The organism is Azospira sp. MPR-E4, assembly GCF_058809645.1.
The window spans coordinates 1-12,141 of the sequence record NZ_JBXAST010000017.1; the positions used below are offsets into that span (position 1 = coordinate 1).

Annotated in this window: 13 protein-coding genes and 1 tRNA gene; 3 read left to right on the plus strand and 11 right to left on the minus strand. The window is 66.0% G+C overall.

Annotated features, from left to right (window positions below; translation table 11 throughout):
• From AC1RTA_RS07340 to mltB, 3 genes are all read left to right on the plus strand, one after another.
• Window positions 1–420: DUF58 domain-containing protein (locus AC1RTA_RS07340; RefSeq protein WP_492784375.1), on the plus strand; the 420-nt coding region annotated here is incomplete at its 5' end.
• Complete coding sequence (locus AC1RTA_RS07345; protein WP_492784376.1) at window positions 417–2,423, plus strand: transglutaminase TgpA family protein; 2,007 nt, start codon at window positions 417–419, stop codon at window positions 2,421–2,423. The genes AC1RTA_RS07340 and AC1RTA_RS07345, both read left to right, overlap by 4 nt.
• Entirely contained in the window at window positions 2,420–3,451 is a 1,032-nt protein-coding gene (mltB, locus tag AC1RTA_RS07350; protein ID WP_492784377.1) for a lytic murein transglycosylase B, read from the plus strand. Before AC1RTA_RS07345 ends, mltB begins: the two co-directional genes overlap by 4 nt.
• A 52-nt stretch (window positions 3,452–3,503) precedes the next feature.
• Here the strand turns inward: mltB and rpoS are convergent, their stop codons facing one another.
• The 11 genes from rpoS to rplT form a co-directional block, all read right to left on the minus strand.
• A complete protein-coding gene (gene rpoS, locus AC1RTA_RS07355) occupies window positions 3,504–4,490 on the minus strand; it encodes an RNA polymerase sigma factor RpoS (RefSeq protein ID WP_014237041.1) in 987 nt (328 codons plus the stop codon).
• Window positions 4,491–4,500: 10 nt separating this feature from the next.
• A complete protein-coding gene (locus AC1RTA_RS07360; RefSeq protein ID WP_416242836.1) occupies window positions 4,501–5,409 on the minus strand; it encodes a peptidoglycan DD-metalloendopeptidase family protein in 909 nt (302 codons plus the stop codon).
• Complete coding sequence (locus AC1RTA_RS07365; protein WP_014237039.1) at window positions 5,406–6,080, minus strand: protein-L-isoaspartate(D-aspartate) O-methyltransferase; 675 nt, start codon at window positions 6,078–6,080, stop codon at window positions 5,406–5,408. Before AC1RTA_RS07365 ends, AC1RTA_RS07360 begins: the two co-directional genes overlap by 4 nt.
• Window positions 6,080–6,820, minus strand: a complete 741-nt coding sequence (gene surE / locus AC1RTA_RS07370) for a 5'/3'-nucleotidase SurE (protein WP_130458162.1) — start codon at window positions 6,818–6,820, stop codon at window positions 6,080–6,082. Before surE ends, AC1RTA_RS07365 begins: the two co-directional genes overlap by 1 nt.
• Window positions 6,821–6,889: 69 nt before the next feature.
• The gene (locus AC1RTA_RS07375; protein WP_492784378.1) at window positions 6,890–7,207 is read right to left on the minus strand and encodes an H-NS histone family protein; all 318 of its coding nucleotides are present in this window, start codon (window positions 7,205–7,207) and stop codon (window positions 6,890–6,892) included.
• Window positions 7,208–7,418: 211 nt separating this feature from the next.
• Window positions 7,419–7,495: transfer RNA gene (locus AC1RTA_RS07380), tRNA-Pro, on the minus strand.
• 49 nt (window positions 7,496–7,544) lie between these two features.
• Complete coding sequence (locus tag AC1RTA_RS07385; RefSeq protein ID WP_130458161.1) at window positions 7,545–7,913, minus strand: MerR family transcriptional regulator; 369 nt, start codon at window positions 7,911–7,913, stop codon at window positions 7,545–7,547.
• Complete coding sequence (locus AC1RTA_RS07390; RefSeq protein WP_014237035.1) at window positions 7,897–8,199, minus strand: integration host factor subunit alpha; 303 nt, start codon at window positions 8,197–8,199, stop codon at window positions 7,897–7,899. The genes AC1RTA_RS07385 and AC1RTA_RS07390 overlap by 17 nt, the downstream gene beginning before the upstream one ends.
• Window positions 8,200–8,211: 12 nt before the next feature.
• Window positions 8,212–10,584 carry a phenylalanine--tRNA ligase subunit beta gene (pheT, locus tag AC1RTA_RS07395; protein WP_492784379.1) on the minus strand — a complete coding sequence of 791 codons (2,373 nt, stop codon included), beginning with the start codon at window positions 10,582–10,584 and terminating at the stop codon, window positions 8,212–8,214.
• Window positions 10,585–10,593: 9 nt separating this feature from the next.
• Complete coding sequence (gene pheS, locus AC1RTA_RS07400) at window positions 10,594–11,640, minus strand: phenylalanine--tRNA ligase subunit alpha (RefSeq protein WP_014237033.1); 1,047 nt, start codon at window positions 11,638–11,640, stop codon at window positions 10,594–10,596.
• Window positions 11,641–11,775: 135 nt separating this feature from the next.
• Complete coding sequence (rplT, locus tag AC1RTA_RS07405) at window positions 11,776–12,135, minus strand: 50S ribosomal protein L20 (RefSeq protein WP_014237032.1); 360 nt, start codon at window positions 12,133–12,135, stop codon at window positions 11,776–11,778.
• Between the last annotated feature and the right edge of the window lie 6 nt (window positions 12,136–12,141).

Sequence of the window (12,141 nt, forward strand, 5' to 3'; positions counted from 1 at the left end):
CCCCTGTCCAGCCCCCTGCCCCGGGCCCGCAGCGTGCCCCAGGCCGGCGACAGCCGGGGCGGCAATGGCCAGGAGGACTTCGCCGGGCTGCGTCCGCGCCAGCCGGCCGACCCCCTGCGTCACATCGCCTGGAAGGCGGCAGCCCGGGAGCCGGCGGAACGGCCCCTGCCGGTGAAGCACTTTGCCGGCGGCGGCGCCGAGGAAATCCGCCTCGACTGGCAGGACCTGCCCCCGGGCTGCGACGTGGAACGGGGCCTCTCCCTCCTCACCGGCTGGGTCCTGGCGGCGGAAGCCGAGGGCCTGAGCTACGGCCTGCAGCTGCCCGGAGTGGACACCCCCCGGGGCAACGGCCCGGCCCACCGCCAGCGCTGCCTGGAAACCCTGGCCCTGTGGTCGCCTGCGGGAACCCGTCAGCCATGAACTGGCGCCTGCCCTGGCGCCGGCAGCGCCGTCCGCTGCCGGCGCCCCTGCCCCACAGCGTGCTGCCCTGGCTGCTGCTGTGCGCCCTCGCCACGGCCGGGCCCCACACCCTGCACCAGCCCCTCTGGCTCACTGCCATTGCCGGTCTGGTCCTGGCCTGGCGCGCCTGGCTGTGGCTGCGCCAGCTGCCCCTGCCGCCCCGCTGGCTGCTGTCCCTGGTATCCCTCGGCAGCCTGGCCGCCATCGTCGTCGAATACCGCACCCTTCTCGGCCGGGATGCGGGTGTCAGCCTGCTGGTGCTGTTCCTGGCCCTCAAGCTGATGGAACTGAGGCAGCGCCGGGACGGGGTGGTGGTACTGATGCTGGGCTATTTCCTCCTGCTCACCCACTATTTCCACTCCCAGAGCATTCCCACCGGCCTGTGGATGCTCCTGGCCCTGGTGCTGCTCACGGCGACCCTGCTGCGCCTGCACGGCGACGACCGGGCCCGGCCCCTGGCCAGTCTGCGCTACGCCGGTGTGCTGACCCTGCAGGCCCTGCCCTTCATGCTGGTGCTGTACCTGCTCTTTCCGCGCATCTCCGGCCCCCTCTGGGGCCTGCCCCGGGACGCCCATGCCGGGCTCAGCGGCCTCTCGGAGACCATGGCCCCGGGCAGCTTGGCCAATCTCATCCAGAACGGCAGCATCGCTTTCCGCGTCCAGTTCCAGGGCGAGACGCCGCCCCGGGCCCAGCTCTACTGGCGCGGCCCGGTGCTGGACCATTTCGCCGACGGCGTCTGGCGCGCCCGCTTCCTGCCCCACCGCAAGCCCCAGGTGGAAGCCCGGGGACCGGAAGTGGCCTACGTCACCACCCTGGAACCCCACAACCAGCGCTGGCTGCTGGCCCTGGACAGCCCCACCGCCGTCCCCGCCGAGGCCAGCATCGGCTACGACCTGCAGGTGCTGGCGCCGGCGCCCCTGACCAGCCGCAGCCGGCAGGCCTTCCGCTCGGTGCTGGACTACCGCCACAACCGCCAGGAGCAGCCCCTGGTATTGCAGCGGGCCCTGCAGCTGCCGGCGGAACGCAATCCGCGCACCCGGGAACTGGCGGAACAGTGGCGTCGCGCCGATCCCCGCCCGGCCAGCCTGGTGCAGCGGGCCCTGGCCCACTTCCGCCAGGAGCCCTTCTTCTACACCCTGCGCGCGCCCCTGCTGGGACGGGACGGGGTGGACGAGTTCCTGTTCGCCACCCGCCGCGGCTTCTGCGAACACTACGCCTCGGCCTTCGTCGTCCTGATGCGGGCCGCCGGCGTGCCGGCCCGGGTGGTGACCGGCTACCAGGGCGGCGACATCAACCCGGTGGACGGCTACCTGACGGTGCGCCAATCCGACGCCCACGCCTGGGCCGAAGTCTGGCTGGAAGACCAGGGCTGGCGGCGGGTGGACCCCACCGCCGCCATTTCCCCGGCGCGCATCGAGGCCGGCATCGCCGCCGCCCTGCCCGACGACGAAGCCCTGCCCCTGCTGGCCCGGGTGGACCTGGATTGGCTGGTGCGCCTGCGCCACCGCTGGGAAGCGGCCAACAACGCCTGGAACCAGTGGGTCCTCGGCTACACCCCGGAACGCCAGCGCCAGCTGCTCTCCCGCCTCGGCCTGCAGCAGCCGGACTGGCGCAATATGAGCGCCGCCCTGGCCGCCGCCTGCGGCCTGCTACTGCTTCTGCTGACCCTGTGGAGCCTGGGCCGGCGCCCCCGCTTGGTCCCGGAGGAGCGCCTGTGGCAGCGCTTCTGCCGCCGCAGCGCCCGCCTCGCCCCGGACCTGGCGCGGGCCCCGTGGGAAGGCCCCCTGGCCTACGGCCGCCGGCTGGGACAGCGCCTGCCCACCCTGGCGCCCCAGGCCGAAGCCATTGCGGGGCTTTACGCCACCCTGCGCTATGGGCCACCATTGGCGCCCCGTGACCGACAACAACTGCTAGAACGGCTAGCCGCCTGCATCCGCGAGCTGCCATCCCGGAGACCCTCTTGAAACATGCCTTGCGGCGCAGTGCCGCCCGAATCGCCCTATTCATCCCGCTCCTGGCCGCCCCCGCTTTCGCTGCCGGCGCCCGCCCCCAGGAAACCTTCGCCAACGACGAGCAGGCCGCCGCCTTCGCCGCCGACATGGCCCAGCGCCACGGCTTCAGCGAGGCGGAGCTGAAATCCCTGTTCGCCGCCACCGGCCCCAACGCCTCCGTGCTCAGTGCCATCCAGCCCGCCGCCAGCGCCGAGCGCCGCTCCTGGCAGCGCTACCGGGAACGTTTCGTGAACGACCGCCGCAGCCAGCAGGGTCTGCTTTTCTGGCAGCGCCACGCCGCCACCATCGCCAAGGCCAGCGCCGTCTATGGCGTGCCGGAGGAAATCATCGTCGCCATCATCGGCGTCGAAACCGAATACGGCCGCAACACCGGCCGCTATTCCGTGCTGCAGGCCCTGGCCACCCTGGCCTTCCGCTATCCGCCCCGGGCCGAGTTCTTCCGCGGCGAGCTGGAAAACTTCCTGCTGCTGGCCCGGGAGAACCGCCAGTCGCCCCTGGAGATCAAGGGCTCCTACGCCGGCGCCATCGGCATTCCCCAGTTCATGCCCAGCAGCCAGCGCCGCTTCGCCGTGGACTTCGACGGCGACGGCCAGATAGACCTGCGCAACAGCCCGGAGGACGCCATCGGCAGCGTCGCCAGCTTCCTCGCCCAGCACGGCTGGCAGACCGGCGCCCCGGTGGCCCATCCCCTGCCCCTGGGCACGGAGCCCCCGGCGGAACTGACCCAGACCGACCTCACCCTGCGGCAAAGCGCCAGCGCCCTGCGCCGGGCCGGCCTGGCCGCCCCGGGCCCGGACGGGGCCCGCTATGCCATGGTGGACCTGGTGACGCCGGACGCGCCGACGGAATACTGGCTGGGGGAACAGAATTTCTGGGTGATCAGCCGCTACAACCGCTCCAGCTTCTACGCCATGGCGGTGTTCCAGCTGGGGGAAAAACTGCGGGAAGAAAAACAGGCCCTGCTGGCGGCCGGCCAGTAGGCTGGCCCGGGGCCACTGAGGGTCGGGCCGGGAGGCCGGAGGGGCGGGCCTGCTAGAGGATGCTGTCCCGGTCCACGCCGCCGCGCTTGATGATGCGTCGCAGCTGGCTCAGGGCCTCGCCCTGGATCTGCCGCACCCGTTCCCGGGTCAGGCCCAGGTCGGCGGCGATGGCTTCCAGGGTGGCGATCTCCGCCCCCTTCAGGCCGTAACGGCGCTCCACCACCTGGCGCTGTTTTTCCGGCAGCTGTTCCACCCACTGCAGCACCAGGTCGTTGAGTTCGTTTTCCTGCAGCACCCCCACCGGGTCGGCCCCGGCGGAATCGTCGGCCACCGAGTCCCCCACCGTGTGGTTGGGGTCGATGTCCAGGGGCGTATCGAGGGAGGCCACGTGCTCGTTGAGATGGAGAATGTGGCGGATATCATCCACCGGCTTGCCCAGCAGGTGGGCCACTTCCTCCACCCGGGTCTCCCGGGACGGCGTCAGGCCGCGGGCCCCGTCCAGATGGCGCATGGCCCGCAGCACCACGTTGATTTCCTTGACCACGTGCACCGGCAGACGGATGGTGCGGGACTGGTTCATGATGGCCCGCTCGATGCTCTGGCGGATCCACCAGGTGGCGTAGGTGGAAAAGCGGAAGCCCCGCTCCGGATCGAATTTCTCCAGGGCATGGATGAGCCCCAGGTTGCCCTCTTCCACCAGATCGAGCAGCGGAATGCCCCGGTTCAGGTAGTGCTTGGCGATATTCACCACCAGGCGCAGGTTGTGCTCGATCATCTTCTGCCGGGCGGCGAATTCCCCGGCCTTGGCCCGGCGGGACCATTCCAGCTCCTCCGCCGGCGTCAGCAGAGGCTTGGCACCGATCTCGTTGAGATAGAGCTGGGTGACGTCGTTGAGCAGTTCATAGGCCGGCGGCGCCCCGTCGTCGCCCTCTGCCGCCGTCGCAGCGGCGGCCAGGGACTCGTCCTGGGCCTCGTCCGCGGCGAACGCCTCCTCCGCATCCCCGTCGGGAAAGTCAGCGGCGTCGGCGTCGTCGCGCACGGCAGACCTGTCAGCGCTTGGGCAGGTACTGGGTGGGATCCACCGGCTTGCCCTGCCGACGGATTTCGAAGTGCAGCTTCACCTGGTCCGTGTCCGAATTGCCCATCTCAGCGATCTTCTGTCCCCGGGTGACGGACTGGCCTTCCTTGACCAGGATGTTGTTGTTGTGGGCGTAGGCGGAGAGGAAGGTGGCGTCATGCTTGATGATCACCAGCTTGCCGTAGCCCCGCAGGCCGCTGCCGCTGTACACCACCTTGCCGTCGGCCGCCGCCAGCACCGGTTCGCCCAGCTTGCCGGCGATGTCCACGCCCTTGTTGGTGGCCTCGTTGAAGCCGGCAATGGACTTGCCGCCGGCGGGCCAGGCCCAGGTCACATCGGCAGCAGCGGGGGCCGCCGCAGCAGCCGGCGCCTCGCTGCGGACGGGTTCTGCCGGCTTGGCGGCAGCGCCCTGGGCATTGTTCTGGTTCTGGGCCTTGGCCCAGGCCTGGTCGGAATAGGCTTCCTTGCCGGCCTTGGGCTCCCGCTTGAGCGTGTCGCTGGCCGCAGCCGGCGCCGGGCCGCCGTCCAGGGAACGGCTTTCCACCACGCCGCCACCGATGGGCTTGGCCACTGCCGTGCCGGCAGCACCACCGTCGGGCGGCGTCACGCGCAGCTGCTGCCCCACCAGGATGCGGTTGGGATTTTCCAGGTTGTTCCAGGCGGCCACGTCCTTGTAGTCCTGGCCGTTATCCAGGGCAATGCTGTAGAGGGTGTCGCCCTTCTTGACCGTGTAGAAGTCCTTGGAGGCGGCAGCCGGCTTGCTCGGCACCCCGCGCTCGACCACCGGCGCCGGCGCATGGCTGGCACAACCGGCCAGGAACAGCAGGGCCGCAATGCCGCTCAGGGTGGCGGCACGGAAGATAAAACCTGGCGTTTTCATTCGACTCCTGACAGCAGCGGCACGAAACGCACCGCGTCAAGCTTGGTCTCAAGGAACCCCTGGGGCGTGCGTTCGATCAGGTGCAGGGCTTGCTCGCCGGCCCCCACGGGCAGGACCATTCTGCCACCAACCGCCAGCTGCTGCAAAAGCGCGGGCGGCACCCGGTTGGCTGCGGCGGCGACGATGATGGTGTGATAGGGGGCCGCTTCCGGCAGCCCCAGCTGACCGTCGGCATACTTGAGGCGCACGTTGAACTGCTGCATCTGCCGCAGGTTCTGCTTGGCCCGTTCGATCAGGGGCTCGATCCGTTCCACGGCATAGACGTCGGGCGCCAGCTGGGCCAGCACCGCTGCCTGGTAGCCACAACCGGCGCCGATCTCCAGGGTCTTGCCGAGACCGCCGGGCAGGCTCTGTTCACGCCCGGCCCGCAACAGTTCGATCATGCGGGCCACGATATAGGGCTGGGAAATGGTCTGGGAATGCCCCAGAGGCAGGGCCGTGTCCTCATAGGCCCGGTGGGCCATGGCCTCTTCGACGAAGATGTGGCGGGGCACGGCAGCCATGGCGGCAAGCACCGTCTCGTCCACGATGCCCTTGTCCCGCAGACGCTCCACCATGCGCATGCGGGTGCGCAGGGAGGTCATGCCGATACCGGAAACGCCCGTTGCCATCAGCGCAACCAGTTCCGCAGCTCGGGCAGCTGCTGATTGTGGGTCAGGTCGATCTGCAACGGCGTGACAGAGGCCCAGCCCTGAGCCACGGCATGGAAATCGGTGCCTTCGCCGGCATCCTGGGCGGCACCCGCAGCACCAACCCAGTAAACCGTTTCATTGCGCGGCGTGCGCGCCTTGACCACCGGCTCGGCCTTGTGGCGCTTGCCCAACCGGGTCACGGCCACGCCCTTCAGTTCGGCGTAGGGCACATCCGGCACATTGACGTTGAGCAGGGCCGGCTGGCCAAGGGGCGCCTGCTGGAACCGCAGCACCAGATCCCGGGCCACCCGGGCCGCCGTCTCGAACTGGCTCGCTTCCTTTCCCACCAGGGAAACGGCAATGGCCGGCACGCCCAGCAGATGGCCCTCCGTCGCCGCCGCCACGGTGCCGGAATAGACGGTGTCGTCCCCCATGTTGGCCCCATGGTTGATGCCCGAGACCACCATGTCCGGCAGTTCGTCCAGCATGCCGGTGACGGCGAGATGGACGCAATCCGTCGGCGTGCCATTGACGAAATAAAAGCCGTTGGGGGCTCGCCGCAGGGACAGGGGCCGGTCCAGGGTCAGGGAATTGCTCGCCCCGCTCCGGTCCCTTTCGGGGGCGACCACGGTGATGTCGGCGATATCGGCCAGGGTACGGGCCAGCACTTCAATGCCGGTGGCGAAATAACCGTCGTCGTTACTGAGGAGAATGCGCATGGAACGGAACAGGGCTATATATTGTGGGCGGAAGTTGGTGGATAGAAACTACCCACCGGGTAGCGCAAATCAGACAGCCAGTTCCTCGATCTTGCGTCCGCTATTCAGCCATTCCTGCACCCACTGGGGCTTACGGCCACGGCCGGTCCAGGCCAGGTCGGCATTCTGGGGATGGCGGTATTTCACCTGGACGCTGCGACCGGACTTGGCCTTGCCCTTTTCGCCGCCCTTGAGCAGCTGATCCAAAGAAAAGCCCCGGGATTCGGCAATCAACTTCAATTCATTCAGGACTTTTTCCTTTTCCTGAACTTCGCGCTTTTTGATTTCCAGGGGAATTTGCTGTTGCAGAAGCTTCAGTTCGGCCAGGGACAGGGAAGAAATATCCATGTTTATTTCCTTTACGGAATAAGGGAATCGATTGAATGGCGACAATGCAGGCAGCCCATTGTCGGGCAACCGATTTTATATGGATTATTTTCCCTACCGCAATCGACAACAGGAATAATTCTCCGCTGAAATCGGAAAAATGGAGAAACAAGGAGAAAAAGGAAAGCTGGAAATGAAAAAACCGGCCTAGGGCCGGTTTTTTCGGAACTACTGGTCGGGGCGGCGGGATTCGAACTCGCGACCCCTTGCACCCCATGCAAGTGCGCTACCAGGCTGCGCTACGCCCCGACTCGAGAAACGAAACTATACAGAAACGAATTAAATTTGTAAATAGCTTTCAAACACGAAGTAATTCAATAATCCCCAAAAGCTCCTGACGCAAGGCCTGGGCAGCGGGAACGGTGCTCTCCACGGATTCCGTGGCGCCATGCCCCTCTTCCAGGCGATTACGCGCACCGCTAATGGTAAAACCCTGATTATAAAGAAGTTCTCGGATACGGCGCACCAACAGCACTTCGTGATGCTGGTAATAGCGGCGGTTGCCCCGGCGTTTCACCGGCCGCAACTGGGTGAACTCCTGCTCCCAGTAACGCAGCACGTGGGGTTTGACGCCGCAAAGCTCGCTCACTTCACCGATGGTGAAGTAACGCTTGGCGGGGATGGGCGGCAACTCTTCCTTGCCGCTTTCCTTAGGACTGCTTTCCATCGTAGGACTGCTCCACCTCGGCCTTCAGCTTCTGGCTGGCATGGAAGGTAACGACGCGGCGGGCGGTGATCGGAATCTCCTCGCCGGTCTTGGGGTTGCGCCCGGGACGCTGGGGCTTGTCGCGCAACTGAAAATTACCGAAGCCGGAAAGCTTGACGCCTTCGCCCCGTTCCAGTGCATTGCGGATTTCCTCAAAAAAGGCTTCCACCATGTCCTTGGCTTCGCGCTTGTTGAGTCCGACCTTTTCGAAAAGCAGGTCGGCAAGTTCTGCTTTGGTGAGAGTCATTGTTTTCCCTGATCAGACACGGAGTTTGGCGGCAAATTGATGCTCCAGGAGGGCCACCAGCTGCTGCAGGGCAACATCCACTTCCGCATCTTGCAAAGTTTTTTGAGTATCTTGCATAACTATGCGGAATGCAAGGCTTTTCTTCCCTTCATCGACCCCCTTGCCGGTGTAGACATCGAACAGCTGGATGTCCTGAACCAGGGGCGGCCGTTGGGCTTTCAGGCCGTCCAGCAGGGACTGCAGGGCCATGCCCTTATCCACCACCACCGCCAGGTCCCGCACCACGGCGGGGAAGCGGGAAAGCTCGGCATACTGGGGCAGACGTCCGGCCAGCAGGGGCTCCAGATCCAGTTCGAAGACCACCGGCGGCGACGGCAGGTCGTACTTCTGCACCCACTCGGGATGCAGTTCGCCAACCACCCCGATTTCCTTGCCATCCAGAAGCAGACGGGCAGCACGGCCGGGATGCAGGGCCGGATGGGCGGCCTTCTCGAAACGTGCGGCAAAGGGCAGCAGCAGCGCTTCCAGGTCACCCTTGACGTCGAAGAAGTCCACCTTACGGGCGGCGCTGCCCCATTGTTCGGGCAGGGCATCGCCGGCGGCCAGGCCGGCCAGCTTCCAGGGTTGACGGTAGCCGGCCACGGGCTGGGCGGTGGCATCCTTGTGGAAGCTGCGACCTGTTTCGAAGATCCGTACCCGGCTCTGCTTGCGCTTCAGGTTGTTGGCCAGGGTGGCCACCAGACCACCGATCAGGGTGGAACGCATGACCCCCATCTGGCTGGCAATGGGATTGGCCAGACGGATGGGATCGGCGTTGCCGCCGAAATCCTTTTCCCAACCTTCTTCGACGAAAGCGAAATTGACCACTTCCTGGTAGCCGGCATCGGCCAGGACCTGGCGCAGGCGCTGGATCTGCCGCTTGCCTTCCGGCATGGGCAGCATGGCGGCCCGGGCCACCGGCGGCGGTGCCGGAATCTCGTCGTAGCCGTGAACCCGCACCACTTCCTCGATCAGATCTTCCTCGATCTCGATGTCGAAACGGAAGCTGGGAGGCGTCACCACGAAGTCGCCACCTTCCTGGACGAAGGGCAGACCCAGACGACCCAGCAGGGAGGCAATGGCCTCGGCACTGAAAGGCACACCCAGCACCTTGTTCACCCGGGCCGTGCGCAGACGCACCGGCTGACGCTGGGGCAGTGCGGCCACCGCTTCCGTCACGGGACCGGCCTGGCCGCCGCAGATATCGAGAATCAGGCGGGTAGCCCGCTCCAGGGCACGGACGGCACCGGCGAAATCGACGCCCCGCTCGAAGCGGTGGGAGGCATCGCTGGAGAAGCCGTAACGGCGGGCCTTCCCGGCAATGGCAAAGGGCGTGAAAAAGGCCGACTCCAGGAACAGGTCGGTGGTTTCCATGGTGACGCCGCTCTCTTCGCCACCCATGATGCCGGCCAGAGCCAGGGGCTTGGCATCGTCGGCAATCACCAGCACGTCGGCGTCGATATCGATGGTCTGCTCGTTGAGCAGCAACAGCTTTTCCCCGGCCTTGGGCAGGCGGGCGTGGATGGCCCCCTGGAGCTTGGCGTCGTCGAAGGCATGGAGGGGCTGCCCCAGTTCCAGCATGACGTAGTTGGTGACATCCACCACGGCGGAGATGGAACGGATGCCGCTGCGCTCCAGGCGCTTCTGCATCCACTCAGGCGTGGGCGCCTTGGCATTGATGCCGCGCACCACCCGGCCGGCGTAACGGGGGCAAGCCTCCGGAGCGTCCAGCACCACTTCCCGGCGGGCATCGCAAGCAGGCGCCACGGGTTCCACCACTGGATAGACAGCCGCCACGCCGGTCAGGGCCGACACTTCGCGGGCCACACCGGTGAGGGAGAGGCAATCGGCCCGGTTGGGCGTGAGCTTCAGGGTGAACAGGGTGTCGTCCAGGTCCAGGTAGCGGCGGATGCTTTCCCCAACGGGGGCATCGGCCGGCAACACCAGGAGACCGGAAGCATCTTCGGCGATACCCAGTTCCCGGGCGGAACACAACATGCCGGAAGACTCGACGCCGCGCACCTTGGCCACCTTGATCTTGAAGTCGCCGGGCAGCACGGCGCCGGGCAGGGCACAGGGCACCTTGAGTCCGGCGGCCACATTGGGGGCGCCGCAGACGATCTGCACCGGACCGTTACCGGTATCCACCTGGCAGACGTTGAGGCGGTCGGCATCCGGGTGCTTCACCACTTCCAGGACATGGGCCACCACCACCTGGGTGAAGGCGGGCGCAACGGGGTCCTGCTCTTCCACTTCCAGGCCCGCCATGGTCAGCAGATGGGCCAGAGTGTCGGTGGACAGATCAGGATTGACGAAGGTACGGAGCCAGGATTCGGAGAATTTCACGATCAATCCTTAGACAAATTGCTTCAGGAAGCGCAGGTCGCCGTCGAAGAACAGGCGCAGGTCATTGACCCCGTAGCGCAGCATGGTAAGACGGTCCGGACCGAAGCCGAAGGCAAAGCCGGTGTACTTTTCCGGATCGATGCCGGCATGGCGCAGCACATTGGGGTGCACCATGCCGCAGCCGGCGATCTCCAGCCAGCGCCCTTCCAGGGCGCCGCTCATGAAGGCCACGTCGATCTCGGCAGAAGGCTCGGTAAAGGGGAAAAAGGAAGGACGGAAGCGCACCTTCAGGTCGTCGCTCTCGAAGAAGCGGCGCAGAAAATCGGCGACCACGCCCTTGAGGTCGGCGAAGGAAACGTTCTCGCCGATCCACAGGCCTTCGACCTGGTGGAACATGGGCGAGTGGGTAGCATCGGAGTCGACGCGATAGACCCGACCCGGCGCAATGATGCGAATCTCGGGCATGGTCTCGAGGTGACCGTACTTGGCCACGTGGGCCTGCATGTAGCGGGCCTGGATGGGACTGGTGTGGGTGCGCAGCAGCACCCCCTCGGCAACGCCGCCCTGCTCGTCCTGCAGATAGAACGTATCGTGCATGGAGCGGGCCGGATGGTTTTCCGGCGTGTTGAGGGCGGTGAAGTTGTGGAAGTCGGTTTCGATCTCGGGACCGTCGGCCACTTCAAAGCCGATGGAGCGGAACAGGGCCTCGATGCGCTCCAGGGTACGGGTGACGGGATGCAGGCCACCCCGGGTTTCACCCCGGCCGGGCAGGGTCACGTCCAGGGATTCCTCGGCCAGACGGGCCTCCAGGGCCGCGCGGCGGATGGCTTCACGGCGGGCGTTGAGGGCACCCTCAACCTGTTCCTTGGCCTGGTTGATGGTGGCACCGGCCGCCTTGCGCTCTTCCGGAGCCAGTTTGCCCAGCCCCTTCAGCAATTCGGTGATCTGACCACTCTTGCCCAGATAACGGGCCTTGATCTGTTCCAGGGCATCCGGGTCCTGGGTGGCAGCAAAAGCCGCAAGGGCTTCGCTGACGATCTGTTCGAGATTCTGCATGGGCTCGCGTCGTTCGAATTCTGTTATCGCCCCAGATTTAGGGTGCCCGGGCGAAAAAGACACCAGAGATGCCGATACTGCCGGCACCAAGAAAAAAAGGAGGCAGAAGCCTCCTTTTTTCCGCTTGCTTAACGCTTAGGCGCCGAGGCTCGCCTTGGCCTGGTTTGCCAGAGCGGCAAACGCAGCCTTGTCGAACACGGCCAGGTCGGCGAGAACCTTGCGGTCCACTTCGATCTGGGCCTTCTTCAGGCCATTCATGAAGGTGCTGTACTTCAGGCCGACTTCACGGGCTGCCGCGTTGATACGGGCAATCCACAGGGCACGGAACTGACGCTTGCGCTGACGACGGTCGCGGTAGGCGTACTGACCAGCCTTCATCACCGCCTGCTTGGCGATGCGATATACGTTCTTGCGACGGCCGCGGTAACCCTTGGCCTGAACCAGAATCTTCTTGTGACGGGCGCGAGCCGTTACACCACGCTTAACTCGGGGCATCTTTAA